We start from the raw sequence: 20,167 nt of genomic DNA on the forward strand, positions 1-20,167 counted from the left end.
GGTTGCAGCGTACGTGGGCAGCATCTACCTGATTCGACATGGCCAGGCCTCATTCGGTGCAGAGGATTATGATGTCCTCTCGTCGCTGGGCGAGCGTCAGTCGGCCCTGCTCGGCAGCCACCTGGCCCGGATCGGACTGCAGCTCGATCGCGCGGTCAGCGGCAGCCTCACCCGCCAGGCCCGTACCGGCCGCCTGGTACTCGAACAGTTTGCCGAAGCGCCTGAGTTGCAAACCGATGCGGCCTTCAACGAATTCGATGCCGAAGGCGTGATCCGCGCCCTGCTCCCCGCCCTGCTGCCCCATGAGCCCCAGGCCCTGGAAGTGATGCGCAATGCCGCGCACAACCGCGCCGAGTTCCAGCGGCTGTTCGTGCGCCTGATTGACACCTGGGTCGGCGGTGACTACGACGCACCGGCGCTGCAGAGCTGGCAGGCCTTTGTCGACCAGGTGAACGGCGGCCTGCAACGCCTGCTCGACCAGGCCCAGGCCGGCGAGCGCATCGCCGTGTTCACATCCGGCGGCACCATCACCGCCTTGATCCACCTGCTGACCGGCATGCCGGTCGCCAGCGCGTTCGCCATGAACTGGCAAATCGTCAACACCTCGCTAAGCTGCCTGAAGTTCCAGGGCGAGCGGGTGACCCTAGCTTCCTTCAATAGCCATGCCCATCTGCAGCTGTTGAACACCCCATCGCTCATTACCTATCGCTGAGCGACGGCCAACGCGCCCGCAAGGGTGCAGAACAATCGGAAAACACAAGGAAACCACCATGAGCGTCGCAGACATCGTCCAAACCATGAAAGCCAAGTTCAACCCCAGCGCCGCCGAAGGCCTGGACCTGGTTTTCCAGTTCAACATCGAAGATGCTGACAACCACTACCTGATCGTCAAGGACGGCACCTGCGAGGTCAAACAGGGCGACAGCCCGGACGCCAACGTCACCCTGATCATGGACAAGGAAACCTTCAAGGGCATCACCACCGGTGAAACCGACGGCATGCAGGCCTTCATGGCCGGCAAGCTGCGCGCCGAAGGCGACATGATGCTGGCGCTCAAGCTGAGCGAACTGTTCCCGGTCTGAGGATCAGGCCAGCGGCTGAACACAGAAACCGGAATCCCAGGATTCCGGTTTTTTTTGGCAGCCGCCCGCCGCCTGGCGTATCAGCGGGCTTGATTCGCCACCAACAGCCGTATCGATAAGCCCGCACCGCCCTTGTGACCTGATGCCGGGCTGATTAGATTGGCCCGATCATCACCGCCAACGACAATGAGAAGGGATAGGGATGACACTCACCGACCGGCCCGGCGCCATCCGCCAGGGCGAAGAACTCGATGCCCGCGCCATCGACACCTACCTCAAGGCCCATATCAGCGACCTGCAGGGTGAACCGCAGATCAGCCAGTTCCCCGGCGGCGCGTCCAACCTCACCTACCTGCTGCGCTACGCCGACCGCGAGCTGGTGCTACGCCGCCCGCCCTTTGGCCGCAAGGCCAAATCGGCCCACGACATGGGCCGCGAATTTCGCATCCTCAACCAGCTCAAAAGCGCCTTCCCCTATTGCCCGCAGGCCTTCGTGCACTGCACCGACGCATCGGTGATCGGCGCCGAGTTCTACGTCATGCAGCGCCTGAACGGCATCATCCTGCGCGCCGATCTGCCTGCCGAACTGCAACTGTCGCCCACTCAGACAACCACCCTGTGCAGGAGCTTCATCGACCGCCTGGTCGAGCTGCATCAGGTCGATTACCAGGCGTGCGGCCTGGCCGACCTGGGCAAGCCGGAGGGTTACGTGGCGCGGCAGGTCAACGGCTGGAGCGAACGCTACGACAACGCGCGAACCCCCGATGCGCCCGGCTGGCAGGAGGTGCGCAGCTGGCTGCAGGAGAAGATGCCGGCCGATCATCCGCGGCCGGCCATCGTGCACAACGACTACCGCTTCGACAACGTGATCCTCGATGCCAACGAGCCGTTGCGCATCATCGGCGTGCTCGACTGGGAGCTGACCACCCTGGGGGACCCGCTGATGGACCTGGGCAATACCCTGGCCTACTGGATCGAGGCCGACGATCCGGCGCCCTTGCAGCTGATGCGTCGCCAGCCGAGCAACGCGCCTGGCATGCTGACCCGCCAGGCATTCGTCGATTACTACGCCGAGCGCGCCGGCATCCGCATCGACTGCTTCGATTTCTATTACCTCTACGGCCTGTTCCGCCTGGCCGGCATCGTCCAGCAGATCTACTACCGCTACCACCACGGGCAAACCGCCGACAAGCGCTTCGCCTCCTTCGTGCAGATGAACGCCTTGCTCGAACAGATGGCCCTCGGGGTCATCGCGCGCTCATCGCTCTGACGCCATCACTTACAGAGACTCACGCCATGTCCAAGACCCAGTTGTTCGACCTCGACGGCAAGATTGCCTTCGTGTCCGGTGCCAGCCGCGGCATCGGTGAAGCCATCGCCCACCTGCTGGCCCAGCAAGGCGCCGAGGTGATCGTCGCCAGCCGCAAGCTGGACGATTGCCAGACCGTGGCCGATGCCATCGTCGCCAAGGGCGGCAAGGCCGTGGCCATGGCCTGCCATATCGGCGAGATGGAGCAGATCCAGGCGGTATTCGCCGAGATTCGCCAGCGCTTCGGCCGCCTCGATATCCTGGTCAACAACGCGGCCACCAACCCGCAGTTCTGCAACGTGCTGGATACCGACCTGGGCGCCTTTCAAAAGACCGTCGACGTGAACATTCGCGGCTACTACTTCATGTCCATCGAAGGCGGCAAGCTGATGAAGGAGAATGGCGGCGGCAGCATCATCAACGTGGCCTCGATCAACGGCGTATCGCCCGGCGAGTTCCAGGGCATCTATTCGGTGACCAAGGCCGCGGTGATCAGCATGACCAAGGTGTTCGCCAAGGAATGCGCGCAGTTCGGCATCCGCTGCAATGCCCTGCTGCCGGGGCTGACCGACACGCGCTTCGCCTCGGCATTGACCAAGAACGAGGCGATCCTCAACTTCGCCCTGCAACGCATTCCGCTCAAGCGCGTGGCCGAGCCGAGCGAAATGGCCGGGGCGGTGCTCTATCTGGCCAGCGATGCATCGAGCTACACCACGGGGGTGGCGCTGAACGTCGACGGTGGGTTCCTGTCCTGAACCTGTCCGCGATCCTCGCAGCTGGAAACTCGCATTGCTATGTATGGACGGTAAAAGCGGACGTTGAGCTTCAAGCCGCAAGTCTCAAGCTGCAAGAAGAAGCTAGAGCACGGCGGACTGCTTCTAACTTGTAGCTTGGGGCTTGCAGCTTGCGGCTGCTTCCGCCGCGTTGCAGTCATTGCACATGAACCACCTCGAGCTGCGCCAAGAACGGCTCAGCAACTCATTGCCAATCCTTGAGCGCCTGATGAGCCGCCTCGTTCATCGGCTCGGCCAACAGGCCGGTGGGCGTCAGGCTGACGTTGAACACCGCCTTGTCGGCCATCGGCAGGTAGGTCACCCGGCGGGCCTGGGCATCGAACATGAACAGGTCATGCTGGCCCAGGCGCAGCCAGCGCCACAGGTCCACGCCATACAGGCTGTGGGTCAGCTCGGCCTGGGTGTAACGCGCCTGACTCTGCTGCTCGATGGACAGGAAGCGGCTATTGAGCTTCTCCAGGCGATAGCCCGGTTCCAGGCCGATCAGCGCGGCGAGCCCCTTCCATTGCAGCAGACGCACATCCAGCTGCCACAGATCGCCTTCCAGGTTGACGCTGCGCTGTACGCCGCCTTCGAGAATATCGACCTGATAAACGTTGGCCGTGCGATGAAAGCTCAGGGTCAGCAGCGGCTTGTTGACGGGCAATGGTTCGTAGCGGCTCAGGTCGTAGGCCACCAGCCCTACCAGCACCGCGGCGGCAAGAAACACCAGGCCGCTGGTACCGCGCAACCAGGCGAGAAACCAGCGCCCGCCGAACAGAATGCGCAAGGCGATGAACAGCACCAGCAATGCCAGCAGAGCCGTTGCCCAGGCGAGCGCGTTGTACTGCATCGAATCGATTCCTTGTCAGTGAAAATATCGGCATTATGCGCAGCGCATTCGCCGGCGAATAGCGCCGTTGCCGCACAATCGGATACAGGTCGCCTTTTATGTCCTTCCCTTTGGAAATGGCCGTCGATCCCACGACGCTGCTGTTGCTCGCCCTGGTGGCCTTCATCGCCGGGTTCATCGACGCCATCGCCGGTGGCGGCGGCCTGCTGACCATTCCCGCCCTGCTCACCACCGGCATGCCGCCGCACCTGGTACTGGGCACCAGCAAGCTGTGCGCGACCTTCGGTTCGGCAACCGCCGGCTACACCTTCTACCGGCGCAAGCTGTTCAGCCCCGGCAAATGGAAGAACGCGATGGTCGCCACGGCAGTCGGCGCCATTGGTGGTGCGGTGCTGGTGCACTGGATGCCGGCCGAATGGATCAACAAGATGCTGCCGGTGGTGGTGTTCGCCTGCGGCCTCTACCTGCTGTTCGGCAAGACACCCGATGCGCCGCTGGACGCCGACCTGCCCATCGCCACCCGGCGGCAATGGCCACAGGGCATCAGCCTGGGTTTCTATGATGGCGTGGCGGGGCCGGGAACCGGCGCGTTCTGGACGGTCAGCACCCTGCTCATGTACCCCCTGGACCTGGTGCGCGCCAGCGGCGTGGCACGCTCGATGAACTTCATCAGCAATGCCTGCGCCCTGGCGGTGTTCGTCGTCGCCGGTCAGGTGGCCTGGGTGGTGGGCCTGTGCATGGGCTTTTCGCTGATGGCCGGTGCCTTTCTCGGCGCGCGCACGGCGATTGGTGGCGGTTCGAAGTTCATCCGCCCGGTGTTCATTCTGGTGGTGCTGGGGCTGACCACGCGGCTAGTCTGGCAGCACTGGATCGGCGCCGCCTAGGCGGCGTGCCACGTAGGCGTCGATCAGGTAACGGGCGATCGAGCGCGAAGCCGGCAATGGCGGCAATGCATGGATCGAGAACCAGCGGGCGTCCTCGATCTCCTCTTCCTGCATGACGATCTCGCCGCCGGCATAGTCGGCATGGAAGCCGAGCATCAGCGAGTGCGGGAACGGCCAGTTCTGGCTGCCCTGGTAGCGGATATTGCAGACTTCCACGCCCACTTCCTCGCGTACCTCGCGGACCACGCACTGCTCCACCGATTCGCCCGCTTCGACGAAACCGGCCAGGGTGCTGTACACCCCCGAGACGAAGCGCGGGGAACGGGCCAGCAGCACCTGGTCGCCGCGGGTGACCAGCACGATCATGCTTGGCGACAGCCGCGGATAGTGGCGCAGGTTGCACGCCGGGCACTGCATGGCACGCTCGCCGGGCACCTGCAGCATCGCCGTGGCGCAGCTGCCACAGAAGCGATTGTCGCTGGCCCAGGTACCGATCTGCGCCGCGAAGCCGAGCATCTGGAACAGTTCGGCGTCACCTTCGAGCATCACCTGGCGCAACGACTGCCACTGGCAGCCCGGCAGCTCGGCCTTGCCCTGCAATTCGAGCAGGTAGAGCGGCTCACCGCGAAAATGGCCGAGGCCATGCTCGGCGATCACCGGCAGCTCCTGCTGCTTCAGCCACTCGCGGGGAAACAGCAGGCCGTTGGCATCGCCGAGAAAATGCTGGCGATGGTGGGCCAGCACCAAACCGCCTGGCTGCTCACCATCGAGCAGCCCGGGTTGCCAATGCGCGGCCATCAGGCGGCCACCTCGTGGCCCAGGGCGCGCACGCTCTCGGCTGCCAGGTCCAGCACGCTGGGCTGGGCCAGGCCGGTGTCGGCCTCCAGGTAGTACTCCAGGCTGCTCAGGGCATCGGCCAGCACTTCCAGGCGCGCCTCGGCGGGCATCTGGTCGGTATCGAGCATCTGCGTCTGGATGTAGTCGGCGCAGGCGCCCACCAGCGCCGCTGCGCGCTCCTGGCCGAGGAACCACAGGCCTCCGCGCACGGCCTGCAGGCTGAACGGCACGTTGGACAGGTGCATGCGGTCGCCGGACGATTCCAGGTACGCGGTAATCGCTCGCTTGGCCAGGGCCAGGCCGGCACGGGCTTCGTCGAGCACCACGACGCGCGCCTCGAACAGCTGGTGCTGGGCGAAGGTGCACACCTCGGGTTCGACCCGCGGCGTGGCTACGCGCTCGCCACGCTCGAGGGTCGCCACCATGCCTTCGACGTAGAGTACGGCGTCTGCCAGGGCGATCAGCTGCTGCGACTCGACCGGCGCGCCCTCACACCAGGCACTGACCGTTGGCAACTGGTTGGCCAGTGAATTGCCCGCCGAGCTCAGGCCGACCATTGCCAGGGTCTTGCTCAGCTTGCCGAGCAGCGCATGCAGGCTGGTCAGGCCGTCTTCCTGCAGGGTGCCGCGCTCACCCAGGTCGAGCAGATCCTTGACGCTGGCCAGCTCCTCGCGAATCGCCGAGCTCAACGAGCGTATCACCGCCTTGCCGGGCCCGGCGAGGCGCTGGTATTCCTCTTCGAGCAGGTGATCGGTAAAGGGCAGCGCGGTGATGCCGAACAGCTCGCGCACCTCGCTCGCCAGCGGGCCGCGCCCGGCGGACAGCGCCACCAGATACAGCAACTCCTTGAGCAGGCTGCGTGGCGGCTCGTAGGAGCCGTTGACCAGCATCTGCCGCAGTTCCCGGTCAATGCGTGAGAACAGTTGCTTGCGCGACTTGCGCGGCAGCAGCTGGCCATCGTTCAGCGCTTCCAGGGCGGCCGCGCCGAGCCAGCACAGGCGCCCCCGCGGCTCGTTGGCGAACAGCCCATCCAGGCGGCTCATGGCCCGGCCCATCAGCTTCATGCTGGCCGCCGGGTTCTGCTCGCGGATATAGCCCAGCAGGCCGACCTGGTACATCTGCCGCAAGCGGCGGCCTTCGCTCTCCTTGGCGGCGGCGTCCAGCGCCGGCGGCGCCATGCGCGGCCGGGCCTGGTCAAGGCGTACGCTGAAGAAGAAGCTCTCGGGCAACGGCGGCTGCTTGCACGCCTGGCGCAGGTCGTTGATCGCCGGCAGCAGCAGTTCGGGCATTTCCTGGCGGTGGGCATCCAGCCCTTCGAGGTAGCGGCGCAGCACATGCAGCGCATTGCTCAGCGCCGCCAGCTGCGCATCGCGCTCGTTGCCGACGCCGGCGGGGATGTCGGTGGCCTGGTCGAGCACTTCCTGGGCGAGCAATTCCGCGCCGGTCAGTTCGATCAGGTTGAGCGTGCCGCGCACCTGCTGCAGGTTATCGACCGCCTGCTGCAACAGGGCGCCGTTATTGCGCTCGACGATAAACTGCTCGAGGCTCGCTTCGGCCTCTTCGATCGTGGCGAACAGTTCGTCGCGAACCAGCCCCAGTGACGATGCTCCAGAAACCATTCGCTAGTGTGCCTCCCGCACAGGTGATGAAACCGCGCTCAATCAGCGAACTCGGGATTCTGCTTGTTCATATGGGCCATCATCGCCACGCGCAGGTCGGCCGACTGCAGCATGGCGGCGTTCCAGGTGGCGACGTATTCGAGGCCGTCGTCGACCCGGTGATCGCGCATGTAGCGAATCATTTCCTTGGTGCCACGCACGGCAACCGGCGATTTTGCGGCGATCGCCCGGGCAATGTCCATCACGCCGGCCAGCAATGTGTCGTGGGTCTCGAATACGCGGTTCACCAGGCCGATCTGCCGCGCTTCGGCGGCCTCGACGACGCGCCCGGTGTAGGCCAGCTCGCGCAGCATGCCATCGCCGATCAGGCGCGGCAGCCGCTGCAGGGTGCCGACATCGGCAGCCATGCCGATGTCGATTTCCTTGATGGCGAACTGCACGTCCGCGCTGCAATAGCGCATGTCGCACGCGCTGATCAGGTCGATCGCGCCGCCCAGGCAGTAGCCCTGGATGGCGGCCAGCACCGGCTTGCTGCACTGGTCGACGGCGTTGAAGGAGGCCTGCAGTTCGACAATCTTGCGGCGCAGCCTTTGCGCATTGCGGCCGACATCCTTGCCCAGCTGGCTGCTGACCTGTGCCAGCAGGTTGAGGTCGATGCCGGAGGAAAAGTGCTTGCCGGCCCCGGAGAGCACCACCACGCGAACGTCGTCGCTTTCGTCGGCCCAGCGGAAGATATCGATGATTTCCGTCCAGAAGGCGGCGTTCATCGCATTGATCTTGTCCGCCCGGTCAATCACCACATGGGCGATCTTGTCCTGTAATTCGACGCGAAAAGCCTGATAGTGCGGCATGCAACTCATCCTTCTGCTGGCGGCTCGAGCACCCCCGCCACGGCAGCAGGGGACGAACCGCGCAACTATAGCAAGCGGCGCCTGAAAGTCGATCACGCCGCGCGTGACGCAAGGCACGTCACGCCATCGCCAGCGCCTGGCTCACTGCTCGATGATGCAGTCCACCGTGTAGTAACTGCCCTGCTCGCCCTCATGGCGCTGCAGGCCGTGGACATCGGCGTCGAAACCCGGGAAACGCTGCTCGAAGGCCTGGGCGAAGCGCAGGTAGTCGATGATCGAGCGGGTTTGCGCGGTGAAGCGCTCGCCCGGCATGATCAGCGGGATACCTGGCGGATACGGCACCAGCATCACCGCGGCGATACGCCCTTCGACGTCATCAACCAGCACCTCCTCCACCTCGCCGCGCACCAGCTGGTCGTAGGCATCGGCGGGCTTGAGGGCGATTTCCGGCAGCACGGTGTACATGCGCTTGAGGGACTTGGCGGTGGCGTTCTCGCGGTAGCAGTCGTGCAGCGCATCGCACAGGTCGCGCAGGCCCATGCCCTGGTAGCGGAGCGCGCCTTCGCGGGCCACCGAGGGCAGCACCGAGCTCAGCGGCAGGTTGGCGTCGTAGCTGCGCTTGAACTCCAGCAGCTCGGTCAGCAGCGTGCTCCACTTGCCCTTGGTGATGCCCATGGAGAACAGCACCAGGAACGAGTACAGGCCGGTCTTCTCGACCACCAGACCACGCTCCCAGAGAAACTTGCTGACCACCGCGGCGGGAATGCCGCGCTCGTCGAGGCGGCCGCCGGCGGTCAGGCCGGGCATCACCAGGGTGACCTTGATCGGGTCGAGCAGCACGTAGTCTTCAGCGACGTCACCGAAACCATGCCAGTCGGCTTCGGGTTGCAGCAGCCAGTCCGGCGTCGACACGTCGTCGGTGCCCTCGGTCTGCGGCGGCTGCCAGATGCTGAACCACCAGTCCTCGCTGCTCAGGCTCTGCCCCAGGTTGGCCAGGGCACGGCGGAAGCTCAGGGCCTCGTCGAAGGTTTCCTGGATCAGCGAGCGCCCGGCCGGCCCTTCCATCATCGCCGAGGCCACATCCAGCGAGGCGATGATGCCGTACTGCGGCGAGGTGGAGATGTGCATCATGAAGGCTTCGTTGAAGCGGTCGCGGTCGAGCTGGCGTACACCGCCATCCTGCACGTGGATCATCGACGCCTGGCTGAAGGCGGCGAGCAGCTTGTGGGTGGAATGGGTGGTGAACACCATGGGGCCGGCGGCCTCGCGGGTGGTGCCCATGCCGTAGCGGCCGGCATAGAACTCGTGGAACGCCGCGTAGGCGTACCAGGCCTCGTCGAAGTGCAGTACTTCGACCGAATCGCCCAGGGTGCGCTTGATCAGCTCGGCGTTGTAGCACAAGCCGTCGTAGGTCGAGTTGGTCACCACCGCCAGCTTGACCTTGGGCGCCCGCCCGCGGGCCAGCGGGCTGGCATCGATCTTGGCCTGGATCGACTCGCGGGTGAATTCACTCAGCGGAATCGGCCCGATGATGCCCAGCTCGTTGCGTTCCGGCGACAGGTACAGGGGAATCGCGCCGGTCATGATGATCGCGTGGAGGATCGACTTGTGGCAGTTGCGGTCGACCAGCACCAGGTCGTCGCGGCCGACCATCGAGTGCCAGACGATCTTGTTGGCGGTCGAGGTGCCGTTGATCACGAAGTAGGTGTGGTCGGCGCCGAAGTTGCGCGCGGCGCGCTCCTCGGCAGCCGCCAGGGGGCCGGTGTGGTCGAGCAGCGAGCCGAGTTCGGGCACCGAGACCGACAGGTCGGAGCGCAGGGTATTCTCACCGAAGAACTGGTGAAAGGCCTGCCCCACCGGGCTCTTGCGGTAGGCCACGCCGCCGCCGTGCCCCGGCGTGTGCCAGGAATAGTTGGACTGCGAGGTGTGCTGCACCAGCGCCTTGAAGAACGGCGGTAGCAGGCCGTCGAGGTAATTGCGCGCAGCGCGGGCCACCTGGCGGGCCAGAAACGGCACGGTGTCCTCGAACAGGTAGAGAATGCCGCGCAGCTGGTTGAGGTCGGCCATGGCTTCGGCCGGCGCGTTCTCGATGGTGACCTGCTCGCCGAGGGCGAAGATCGGCAGCTGCGGCGCGCGGCGCCGGGCGATGCGGATCAGCTCGACCATGTCCTGCAGCAGGTGGCGGTTCTCCCCGGCGCCTTCGGCGGCGACCAGGATGCAGGCCAGGCCGTGGTGGGTCGAGGCGACGATATGGCCTTCCGCCGAACTGGCGGTGGACAGAATGGTGAAACCGTCCTGTTCCAGCTCGGCGGCGATGGCCCGCACCCGCTCGCCGGCCACGGTATCGGCCTTGATGTCACGATGAACGATGAGTACCGGGAACTTGAGGTCTTTGTACATCGGCTACACCTGAGGTCATGCGGGATGGCCCCGCTATACCCTCAGGGTAGAGACTCGCCGCAGAGGACGGAACCCCTCGCGCAGAGCGCTATACGAAAAGGTCGCAATTGCCCGCTCAGGAGGCCGTCGCACCCTGCTCCGCAGCTTCCATCTGCGCCCACAGGGCCGGTGCCCCGGCAGCCTTTTCGATCACCGCCAGGCGTGCGGCATGGGCAGCCAGCTCTTCGGCACTGGCGGCGAGCACCACGCCACGGGGCCGGTCGGCGGGCAGGCGACGAATCGGCGTGGCCTGCTGGCGACCACTGCCATCGCCCTCGGCGCCTTCGCCAGCCAGCGACAGGTTGGTCTGCCCACCGGTCATCGCCAGGTAGACGTCGGCGAGAATCTCCGAGTCGAGCAAGGCGCCGTGCAGCTCGCGGCCGGAGTTGTCGACGCCGTAGCGCTTGCACAGTGCATCGAGGCTGTTGCGCTGGCCCGGGTGACGCTCACGGGCCATCTGCAGGGTGTCGAGCACGTCGCAGTAGGACGAAATGTCCGCGCGCTCGTGCTGGCCGATCAGGGCGAATTCGTTGTTCAGGAAGCCGATGTCGAACGGCGCGTTGTGGATGATCAGCTGCGCGCCCTTGACGAATTCGTAGAACTCGTCGGCGACGTCCTTGAAGCGCGGCTTGTCCTTGAGATCCTCGTTGGTGATGCCGTGCACCGCGATGGCACCTTCGTCGATCTCGCGATCCGGCTGCAGGTAGATGTGGAAATGCCGCCCGGTCAGGCGCCGCCCCTCGACTTCCACGCAACCGATCTCGATGACCCGGTGGCCATCGTTTACCGGCATACCGGTGGTTTCAGTATCCAGTACGACTCTACGCACGCTTCATGCTCCTGATATCTTCGACGCCACGGTTGGCCAGTTGGTCGGCCCGCTCGTTGCCGGGGTGGCCGATATGGCCGCGCACCCATTCCCAGGTCACGTTGTGGCGGTTGACCTGCTCGTCCAGCTGTTGCCAGAGGTCGGCATTCTTCACCGGTTCCTTGGCCGCGGTTTTCCAGCCGCGTTTCTTCCAGTTGGGCATCCATTCCTTGATGCCCTTCATGACGTACTGCGAATCGGTGACCAGGCGCACGTTGCACGGACGCTTCAGCTCGGCCAGGCCGCGAATCGCGCCCATCAGCTCCATGCGGTTGTTGGTGGTCACGGCCTCGCCGCCCCACAATTCCTTCTCGACACCCTGGAACACCAGCAATGCCCCCCAGCCACCGACGCCCGGATTGCCCTTGCAGGCACCGTCGGTGTAAAGCTCAACTTGATCGGACATGCAGCGCCTTTATCTATGCTCTGATTTCGAGGTGCGGGGCCGGGTCAGGCGCCGTCACGGTCGCGACGGCTGAGCTTGGCCACCGGCATGGGCATCAGCTTGCCCATCGGCTCGCGACGGGACTGGCGCAGCGGGCGCAGGCCGACCACCAGCTTGCGCGCCACCAGTACGTAAAACCCGCCGCCCGGCGATTGCCAGGCGCCGCCCCAGCGCTCCAGGGAGGCCAGCCGAGCCTGCCAGGCCGCCGAAGCAAGCGGCGGACGATAACATCCGAAGCGTCGTTTCTCCAGCGCGAAGCCCAGCAGGTTGAGCCAGTCACCGAGGCGCCCCGGAGCGATGCAGCGGGCATCGTGCAACACGTCGTGGGCGAACAGGTGGCGCACGCCCCAGGCGCTCATCGGGTTGATACCGACGATCAGCAGGTGCCCGCCGGGCCGCACGCTGCGCGCGGCCTCGCGCAACAAGCCATGGGGGGACTGGCTGAAATCCAGGCCATGCTGCAATACCACCACGTCGGCCGCGTGCTCGACCAGCGGCCAGGACTGCTCCTCGCAGACGATTTCGACCCCGGCGAATGGCGCGCCCAGGCGCACGCTGCGCTGGATCTGTCGGGTTTCCAGGGAGGTTTCGGCGCAGGGGCCGTAATGCACCAGGTAGCCGCCGAAGAACCGAGCCAGCTCTTCGTCGAGCAGGCGCTGTTCCTGCTCGAGCAGCAGGCGGCCCAGGGGGCTGGTGAACCATTGCCGGGCCGCGCCGATCAGCTGCAGCCAGTCGGCATCGGCCTGGGCGAAAGGGTTGTCGGTCATGGACGCGTGCTCATGGAAAGTACCTGCATAGCCATCTCTAACAATGACACCTGGGGTCTGACGACGTTTCACGCACGGCTCGCGTTGAAACCTCAACAGCCCCTAAGATGCACCTTTGTCCCCAGCTTGGCGACCACCTGATGATCAAGATCGAAGCCCTCAGCGCATTCTCCGACAACTACATCTGGCTGCTGCAGGATGCGCAGCACAAGCGTGTCGTGGTGGTCGACCCTGGCGACGCGGCACCCGTGCAGGCCTGGCTGCAGCAACAGGGCGACTGGACCCTGAGCGATATCCTGATCACCCATCACCACAACGATCACGTCGGCGGCGTCGAACAGCTGCGCCGCGAAACCGGAGCGCGGGTCTACGGCCCGGCCAGCGAGAACATCCCGGGCCGCGACCAGGCGCTGATTGATGGCGACCGTATTGAAGTGCTGGGCCTGGCCCTGCAGGTTTTCGCGGTACCTGGCCACACCCTGGGCCATATCGCCTTCCATCAACCCGAGCAACACTGGTTGTTCTGCGGTGACACCCTGTTCGCTGCCGGCTGCGGTCGCCTGTTCGAGGGCACGCCCCTGCAGATGCACCAGTCGTTGCAGCGCCTGGCCGAACTGCCGGACGACACGCTCATCTATTGTGCCCATGAATACACCCTGAGCAACCTGCGCTTCGCCAGGGCCGTCGAGCCGGGCAACCTGCAGATCGCCGAGCGCTTGGCACAGGTCGAGGCGTGGCGTCAGCACGGGCAGATCAGCCTGCCGTCCAAGCTGAAGCTCGAACGGGCCACCAACCCGTTTTTGCGCGCCGCCGAAACATCGGTTAAAGAAATGGTAGCCAGCCGGGAAGGACGCGCCATGGCCAGCGAAAGCGAGGTTTTTGCCGCGCTGCGGGCCTGGAAGGATCGCTTCTGAAGCGCCGACTGGCCCGCAAAATCCTGGTCAAAACTTGACCACCCCTGGATCGGTTTCTAGAATCCCACGACTTTCGATCCAGGACACCCCCCATAACCAATGCCTTCTTCTCGACCTAACCCCTTGAATTCAAAGGCATTGGCCCTGCGTTATCCGGCGCTCGCCCTGGCGGTTTGTGCCGTGCTCAGCGGTTGCCAGAGCCTCGATCAACAGCAGGTCGAGCACGGGCCGACGGTAGATTTGAGCGGCAGAACGCCCCATCAGCCGTTGTGGATCGAAGGCACGGCCAAGGCCGAACAGCCCAAGGACATCTGGGAACGGGTGCGTTCCGGCTATCAGTTGCAGGATGCCATCGGCGTCAACCCGCGTATTGAGCAGCAGCGCCTGTGGTTCTCCAGCAACCCGTCGTTCGTGGAGAAGGCCGGGGAGCGCAGCAACCCCTACATTCATTACATCGTCGAGCGTCTCGAAGAGCGCAACATGCCGATGGAGCTGGCGCTCCTGCCGATGATCGAGAGTGCCTACAACCCTTTCGCCTACTCGCCGGCCGATGCCGTCGGCCTGTGGCAGTTCATCCCCTCCACGGGGCGCAATTTCAACCTGCGCCAGACCCGCTGGTACGACGGCCGCCGCGATGTCACCGCGTCCACCCAGGCGGCCATGGATTACCTGGCGCGCCTGCACGAGATGTTCAACGGTGACTGGTTGCTGGCCCTGGCGGCCTACAATGCCGGTGAAGGCCGCGTGAGCCGCGCCATCGAGCGCAACCAGAAGCTCGGCCTGCCGACCGACTACTGGAATCTGTCGCTGCCCCAGGAAACCCAGAACTACGTGCCCAAGCTGCTGGCCCTGTCCCAGGTGGTCATGGCGCCGGATGCCTATGGCGTGAGCCTGGCACCGATCGCCAACGAGCCCTACTTCGAGGAGGTGGAGCTCAAGCAGCGCATGGATCTGGCCCGCGTCGCCGCCCTGGCCGAGGTCGATGAAGACGAGCTGTACCTGCTCAATCCCGCCTTCAAGAAGCGCATAACCATGGACGGCCCGCAGCACCTGCTGGTGCCGACCCAGAAGGTCGAACTGCTGACGGCCAACCTGTCGACGCTCAAGCCCGAGGAGCGTGGCCTGCAGGAATACGTGGTGCGCGCCGGGGACAACCTGCACGGCATCGCCAACCGCTACGAGCTGAGCGTTGCCAGCATCAAGGCGCTCAACCAGCTCAGCGGCAATACCCTCGCCGTGGGTCAGCACCTGAACCTGCCGACCAGCCTGCAGGCGCTGCCTGGCCAGGCGCCGCAACGCGCCGTCAACACGGCCGTGGCCTCGCGCAACTACACCATTCGCAATGGTGACAACCTCTGGCAGATCGCCAAGGCCCACAAGGTGTCGGTCAACGATATCCAGCGCTGGAACGCCCTGAAAGGCAATTCGCTGAGCGTCGGGCAGACCATCAGGCTGCAGGGTGGCGGTTCCGGCACCAGAACCGTCGCCCAGCGTGACGGCGTCACCTACTACAAGGTGCGCAAGGGCGACTCCCTGCACCTGATCGCCAAGCGTTTCAAGGTGCAGATGAAGAACCTGCAGAGCTGGAACCCGCGCACCGGCAAGGCCCTGAAACCGGGTCAGGTGTTGACCCTGCGGCTGCCTGACTGACGCGCGTTGCAACACCTTTGACGCGAGCCGCCGGGGCCGCTCTTTTTCCTGTACAGACAAGCTGTTACTGTACGGAAACCTTGCTGCCCCGGAACCGGATATTGCTCTTGAGACGCCCTCTCCTCTCGCTGTTTTTTGGCCTGGCCACCAGCTTCCCGGCCTGGGCAACGCTCAGCGAAAGCCATGGCTATGCGCAGTTCGGCGCACTCAAGTATCCCGCCAGTTTCACCCACTTCGACTGGGTCAACCCCGAAGCCCCCAAGGGCGGCACCTTGCGCATCATGGCCGCGGGCAGCTTCGACACGCTCAACCCCTACACCCTGAAGGGCACCAGCCCGGTGGCCACCGCCAACTTTCTTCAATACGGCGTGACCGAGCTGAACGAGCCGCTGATGGTGGGCACCGGGCTGTACGATCCGTCCGGTGACGAGCCGGCCTCCAGCTACGGGCTGATCGCCCACTCCGTGGAATACAGCGAAGACCGCAGCTGGGTGGTGTTCAACCTGCGCCCGGAGGCGCGCTTCCACGATGGCAAGCCCATCACCGCCTATGACGTGGCGTTTTCCTACCGATTGCTGCGCAAGGAAGGCCACCCGCAGTACCGCACCAGCCTGCAGGAAGTGAAACGGGTCGATATCCTCAACCGCCATCGCGTGCGCTTCGTGCTCAAGCGGGCCAACAATCCGTTGCTGATCCTGCGCCTCGGCGAGCTGCCGGTGTTGCCCCAGCACTACTGGAAAGACCGCGACTTCAAGGCCACCACCTTCGAACCGCCGCTGGGCAGCGGCCCCTACCGCATCACCCGGGTCAATCCGGGGCGCAGCCTGACCTTCGAGCGGGTGGAGGACTGGTGGGGCGCGTCCTTGCCGGTCAACCGCGGCAAATACAACGTCGACCGGGTCGAGGTGGACTTCTACCGCGACAGCCATGTCGCCTTCGAGGCCTTCAAGGCCGGCGAATTCGACTTCTATATCGAACAGCAGGCAAAGAACTGGGCCAACAACTACCGCTTTCCGGCGGTAAGCCGCGGCGACGTGGTGCGGGCGGAAATCCCCCACCAGATTCCCACCCAGACCCAGGCGCTGTTCATGAACACCCGCCGCGCCACCTTCGAGGATGCACGCGTGCGCGAAGCCCTGGGCCTGATGTTCGATTTCGAGTGGACCAACCGCACCCTGTTCAACAGCGCCTACACCCGCGCTGCCAGCTATTACCCGAACAGCGAGTTTTCCGCCAGGGGCAAACCCGAAGGCGCCGAGTGGCTGCTGCTGTCGCCGTTTCGCGGACAGTTGCCGGCCAGGCTATTCACCGAGCCCTTCACCATGCCGGTGACCGACGGCCGTGGCATTCCCCGGGAAACCATGCGCCGCGCGCTCGGTCTACTTGCCGAGGCAGGCTTCAAACCTTCCGGCCAGCGGCTCACCAACGCCAAGGGCCACCCGCTGCGTTTCGAGATACTGCTGGTCAATCCCAACCTGGAGCGCATTCTCCAGCCATTCACCGAGAACCTGGCCAGCATCGGCATCCAGGCCAACTTGAGAACCGTGGATCGCGCCCAATACAAACAGCGCCTGGATCGCTTCGAGTTCGACATGATCCTGCTGACCCTGCCGCAAACCCTCAGCCCTGGCCTGGAGCAATCCCTGTACTTCCACTCCAGCCAGGCCAGCGTGAAGGGGGGCAAGAATTACGCCGGCATCAAGGATCCGGTCGTCGACGCCCTGCTCGAAAAGCTGCTCGCCGCCCGAACCCGAGACGAACAGGTGGCCGCGACCCGCGCCCTGGATCGGGTGATGCTCTGGCAGTACTACACCATTCCCAACTGGTACATCGACTATCACCGCCTGGCGTACCGCAACCGCTTTGCCTTCGTCGCCACGCCGCCCTACACGCTGGGGCTGCGCAGCTGGTGGCTGAAACCCACGGAGACCACCCAATGACGCGCCCACTGCGTTCATTTCTCATGCATGGCAGCGCCCTGCTGCTGCTCGGCCTCGCCAGCTTCGCCGGGGCCGCCCCGCAACACGCGCTGACACTGTACGGCGAGGCGCCGAAATACCCGGCCAACTTCAAGCACTTCGATTACGTGAACCCGGATGCGCCCAAGGGGGGCGTGCTGCGTCTGCCTGGCCTCAACGGCTTCGACAGCTTCAACCCGTTCATTCCCAAGGGCAACCCGGCCGACCGCATCGGCCTGATCTACGACACCCTCACCTACCATTCGCCGGATGAGCCCTTCACCGAATACGGCCTGCTCGCCGAAAAGGTCGAGAAAGGCGCCGACGACAGTTACGTGCGCTTCTATCTCAACCCCAAGGCACGCTTTCATGACGGCGAACCGGTCACCGCCGAGGACGTGATCTTCACCTTCAACACCTTGCTCGAACATGGCGACCCGCTGTACCGGCACTATTACGCCGACGTGGCCGAGGTGGTCGCCGAGAATCCGCGCACCGTGCGCTTCGACTTCAAGCATGCCGGCAACCGCGAGCTGCCGCTGATCCTCGGCCAGCTGCAGGTGCTGCCCAAGCACTGGTGGGCTGACCGTGATTTTTCCCGGGGCAGCCTGGAGCCGCCGCTGGGCAGTGGCCCCTACCGCATCGCCAACTTCTCACCGAACAGTTCCATCCGCTTCGAACGCGTGAAGGACTGGTGGGCCAAGGACCTGCCGGTGGCCCGCGGGATGTACAACTTCGACGAAATCCGCATCGAGTACTTTCGCGACATGGCCGTGGCCCTAGAGGCCTTCAAGGCCGGCCAGTTCGACGTCAACCTCGAGTACTCGGCGAAGGACTGGGCCACCGGCTACAACTCGCCGGCGCTGCGCGCCGGCCGCTTTGTCCAGGAAGCCTTTCCCAACCGCAACCCGGCCGGCATGCAGGGTTTCGTATTCAATACCCGCAAGCCGATGTTCCAGGACCCACGGGTGCGTGAGGCGATCGCCCAGCTGTTCGATTTCGAATGGGCCAACAAGCAGCTGTTCTACGGCGCCTACAAGCGTACCCACAGCTACTTCGAGAACTCGGAAATGGCCGCCCGAGGCCTGCCCAGCCCGGCCGAGCTGAAGCTTTTGGAGCCGCTGCGCGGGCAGATTCCCGATCGCGTGTTCACCGAGGCCTTCGCACCGCCGGTCAGCGACGGCAGTGGCATCATTCGCGACCAGGCGCGCCGCGCCTATCAGCTGCTCACCGAGGCCGGCTACCGGATCGAGAACGACAAGATGGTCGATGCCAATGGCAACCCGCTGGCGTTCGAGTTCCTCAACACCCAGGCCAACCTGGAACGGGTGATCCTGCCGTTCAAGCGCAACCTGGCCGAGCTGGGCATCGACCTGCAGATTCGCCGTGTCGACGTTTCCCAGTACATGAACCGCCTGCGTTCGCGGGACTTCGACATGACCTCGTCGATCTGGCCGCAATCCAGCTCGCCCGGCAACGAGCAGCGTGAATTCTGGCATTCGAGCAGCGCCGACAACCCGGGCAGCCGCAACCTCATCGGCCTGCGTGACCCGGCGATCGACAAGCTGGTCGAGGGGCTGATTCAGGCCGATTCCCGTGAGTCGCTGATCACCCACACCCGCGCCCTGGATCGGGTGCTGCTGTGGGGCCACTACGTGGTGCCCAACTATTACGTGGATGCCTATCGCGTCGCCTACTGGAAGCGCTTCGGCCATCCGGAGAAATCGCCGCTCTACGACTACGGCCTGATGACCTGGTGGCAGGAAAAGCCGATCGGCGAAGTGATCAGCCGCGACGATGCGTCCACCACCGAGCAGGAAGAACGCTAGATGCTCGCCTATATCCTGCGGCGCCTGCTGCTGATCATCCCGACCGTGTTCGGCATCCTGGTCATCAACTTCGCGATCATTCAGGCCGCGCCCGGCGGCCCGGTAGAACAGATGATCGCCAAGCTCGAGGGCTTCGACGCGGCCGCCGGTGGCGCCACGGGGCGCATCTCCGGCGGCGGCGGCGAAGTGTCCACCGCCGGCTCCAACTACCGCGGCGCCCAGGGCCTGGATCCGGAGCTGATCGCCGAGATCGAGAAGATGTACGGCTTCGACAAGTCGGCCCCCGAACGCTTCTGGATCATGATCAAGAACTACGCCAGGCTGGACTTCGGCGACAGCTTCTTTCGCGACGCCAAGGTCATCGACCTGATCATGGAAAAGATGCCGGTGTCCATTTCCCTGGGGTTATGGAGCACGCTGATCATGTACCTGGTGTCCATCCCGCTGGGTATTGCCAAGGCCACCCGACACGGCAGCGCCTTCGACGTGTGGACCAGCTCGGCGATCATCGTGGGTTACGCCATTCCCGCGTTCCTGTTCGCCATCCTGCTGATCGTGTTGTTCGCCGGCGGCAGCTACTGGGACTTCTTCCCGCTGCGCGGCCTGACGTCCAGCAACTTCGAGGAGCTGAGCCTGAGCGGCAAGATCCTCGACTACTTCTGGCACCTGGCCCTGCCGGTCACCGCCCTGGTGATCGGCAACTTCGCCACCCTTACCCTGCTGACCAAGAACAGCTTTCTCGACGAGATCAACAAGCAGTACGTGACCACCGCCAGGGCCAAGGGCCTGAGTAATGCCCGGGTGCTCTACGGCCACGTGTTCCGTAACGCCATGCTGCTGATCATCGCCGGTTTCCCGGCCGCCTTCATCGGCATCTTCTTCACCGGATCCCTGCTCATCGAGGTGATTTTCTCCCTCGACGGCCTGGGCCTGCTGAGTTTCGAGGCGGCGATCAACCGCGATTACCCGGTGGTCTTCGGCACCCTGTTCATCTTCACCTTGCTGGGACTGGTCGTGAAACTGATCGGTGACATCACCTACACCCTGGTCGATCCGCGCATCGACTTCGAAAGCCGGGAGGCCTGAGCC

18 protein-coding genes are annotated in these 20,167 nt (G+C 64.6%); 10 read left to right on the forward strand and 8 right to left on the reverse strand.

Annotated features, from left to right (window positions below):
- Positions 1 to 13: 13 nt before the first annotated feature.
- From SA190iCDA_RS14365 to SA190iCDA_RS14380, 4 genes are all read left to right on the forward strand, one after another.
- Positions 14 to 712: a histidine phosphatase family protein gene (locus tag SA190iCDA_RS14365; protein ID WP_070887455.1), complete on the forward strand. Its 699-nt coding sequence runs from the start codon at positions 14 to 16 to the stop codon at positions 710 to 712.
- 58 nt (positions 713 to 770) lie between these two features.
- Positions 771 to 1,082 carry an SCP2 sterol-binding domain-containing protein gene (locus SA190iCDA_RS14370; protein ID WP_070887456.1) on the forward strand — a complete coding sequence of 104 codons (312 nt, stop codon included), beginning with the start codon at positions 771 to 773 and terminating at the stop codon, positions 1,080 to 1,082.
- 202 nt (positions 1,083 to 1,284) lie between these two features.
- A complete protein-coding gene (locus tag SA190iCDA_RS14375) occupies positions 1,285 to 2,352 on the forward strand; it encodes a phosphotransferase family protein (protein WP_070887457.1) in 1,068 nt (355 codons plus the stop codon).
- A gap of 26 nt (positions 2,353 to 2,378) precedes the next feature.
- Complete coding sequence (locus SA190iCDA_RS14380; protein WP_070887458.1) at positions 2,379 to 3,146, forward strand: SDR family oxidoreductase; 768 nt, start codon at positions 2,379 to 2,381, stop codon at positions 3,144 to 3,146.
- A gap of 223 nt (positions 3,147 to 3,369) precedes the next feature.
- On the opposite strand, the gene SA190iCDA_RS14385 is transcribed toward SA190iCDA_RS14380, so the two are convergent.
- The gene (locus SA190iCDA_RS14385) at positions 3,370 to 4,017 is read right to left on the reverse strand and encodes a hypothetical protein (protein ID WP_070887459.1); all 648 of its coding nucleotides are present in this window, start codon (positions 4,015 to 4,017) and stop codon (positions 3,370 to 3,372) included.
- Between the two features lie 98 nt (positions 4,018 to 4,115).
- Here SA190iCDA_RS14385 and SA190iCDA_RS14390 point away from each other — a divergent pair, with 98 nt between their 5' ends.
- The gene (locus tag SA190iCDA_RS14390) at positions 4,116 to 4,901 is read left to right on the forward strand and encodes a TSUP family transporter (protein WP_070887460.1); all 786 of its coding nucleotides are present in this window, start codon (positions 4,116 to 4,118) and stop codon (positions 4,899 to 4,901) included.
- Here the strand turns inward: SA190iCDA_RS14390 and nudC are convergent.
- From nudC to SA190iCDA_RS14425, 7 genes are all read right to left on the reverse strand, one after another.
- Positions 4,869 to 5,699 carry an NAD(+) diphosphatase gene (nudC, locus tag SA190iCDA_RS14395; protein ID WP_070887461.1) on the reverse strand — a complete coding sequence of 277 codons (831 nt, stop codon included), beginning with the start codon at positions 5,697 to 5,699 and terminating at the stop codon, positions 4,869 to 4,871. The genes SA190iCDA_RS14390 and nudC overlap by 33 nt on opposite strands.
- Entirely contained in the window at positions 5,699 to 7,357 is a 1,659-nt protein-coding gene (locus SA190iCDA_RS14400) for a ferrous iron transporter B (protein ID WP_070887462.1), read from the reverse strand. The genes nudC and SA190iCDA_RS14400 overlap by 1 nt, the downstream gene beginning before the upstream one ends.
- 38 nt (positions 7,358 to 7,395) lie before the next feature.
- Positions 7,396 to 8,208 carry a crotonase/enoyl-CoA hydratase family protein gene (locus SA190iCDA_RS14405; RefSeq protein ID WP_070887463.1) on the reverse strand — a complete coding sequence of 271 codons (813 nt, stop codon included), beginning with the start codon at positions 8,206 to 8,208 and terminating at the stop codon, positions 7,396 to 7,398.
- A 141-nt stretch (positions 8,209 to 8,349) separates the two neighbouring features.
- A complete protein-coding gene (locus tag SA190iCDA_RS14410) occupies positions 8,350 to 10,608 on the reverse strand; it encodes an Orn/Lys/Arg decarboxylase N-terminal domain-containing protein (protein ID WP_070887464.1) in 2,259 nt (752 codons plus the stop codon).
- 115 nt (positions 10,609 to 10,723) lie between these two features.
- Positions 10,724 to 11,476 (reverse strand): DNA polymerase III subunit epsilon, encoded by a 753-nt coding sequence (gene dnaQ / locus SA190iCDA_RS14415; RefSeq protein WP_070887465.1) that lies wholly within the window; start codon positions 11,474 to 11,476, stop codon positions 10,724 to 10,726.
- Positions 11,469 to 11,921 (reverse strand): ribonuclease HI, encoded by a 453-nt coding sequence (rnhA, locus tag SA190iCDA_RS14420; RefSeq protein WP_070887466.1) that lies wholly within the window; start codon positions 11,919 to 11,921, stop codon positions 11,469 to 11,471. The genes dnaQ and rnhA overlap by 8 nt, the downstream gene beginning before the upstream one ends.
- A 44-nt stretch (positions 11,922 to 11,965) precedes the next feature.
- Positions 11,966 to 12,727: a class I SAM-dependent methyltransferase gene (locus tag SA190iCDA_RS14425; protein ID WP_070887467.1), complete on the reverse strand. Its 762-nt coding sequence runs from the start codon at positions 12,725 to 12,727 to the stop codon at positions 11,966 to 11,968.
- Between the two features lie 140 nt (positions 12,728 to 12,867).
- Here SA190iCDA_RS14425 and gloB point away from each other — a divergent pair, with 140 nt between their 5' ends.
- The 5 genes from gloB (at position 12,868) to SA190iCDA_RS14450 (ending at position 20,164) form a co-directional block, all read left to right on the forward strand.
- Entirely contained in the window at positions 12,868 to 13,641 is a 774-nt protein-coding gene (gene gloB, locus SA190iCDA_RS14430; RefSeq protein ID WP_070887468.1) for a hydroxyacylglutathione hydrolase, read from the forward strand.
- Between the two features lie 99 nt (positions 13,642 to 13,740).
- A complete protein-coding gene (locus SA190iCDA_RS14435) occupies positions 13,741 to 15,291 on the forward strand; it encodes a LysM peptidoglycan-binding domain-containing protein (protein WP_070887469.1) in 1,551 nt (516 codons plus the stop codon).
- A 107-nt stretch (positions 15,292 to 15,398) separates the two neighbouring features.
- Complete coding sequence (locus SA190iCDA_RS14440; protein ID WP_070887470.1) at positions 15,399 to 17,231, forward strand: extracellular solute-binding protein; 1,833 nt, start codon at positions 15,399 to 15,401, stop codon at positions 17,229 to 17,231.
- The gene (locus tag SA190iCDA_RS14445) at positions 17,228 to 19,078 is read left to right on the forward strand and encodes an extracellular solute-binding protein (protein ID WP_070887471.1); all 1,851 of its coding nucleotides are present in this window, start codon (positions 17,228 to 17,230) and stop codon (positions 19,076 to 19,078) included. The genes SA190iCDA_RS14440 and SA190iCDA_RS14445 overlap by 4 nt, the downstream gene beginning before the upstream one ends.
- Entirely contained in the window at positions 19,079 to 20,164 is a 1,086-nt protein-coding gene (locus SA190iCDA_RS14450; protein WP_070887472.1) for a microcin C ABC transporter permease YejB, read from the forward strand. It begins immediately after the preceding gene.
- The last annotated feature ends 3 nt before the right edge of the window (positions 20,165 to 20,167 follow it).

It is taken from the genome of Pseudomonas argentinensis (genome assembly GCF_001839655.2).
In the GTDB taxonomy this organism is placed as follows: domain Bacteria; phylum Pseudomonadota; class Gammaproteobacteria; order Pseudomonadales; family Pseudomonadaceae; genus Aquipseudomonas; species Aquipseudomonas argentinensis_B.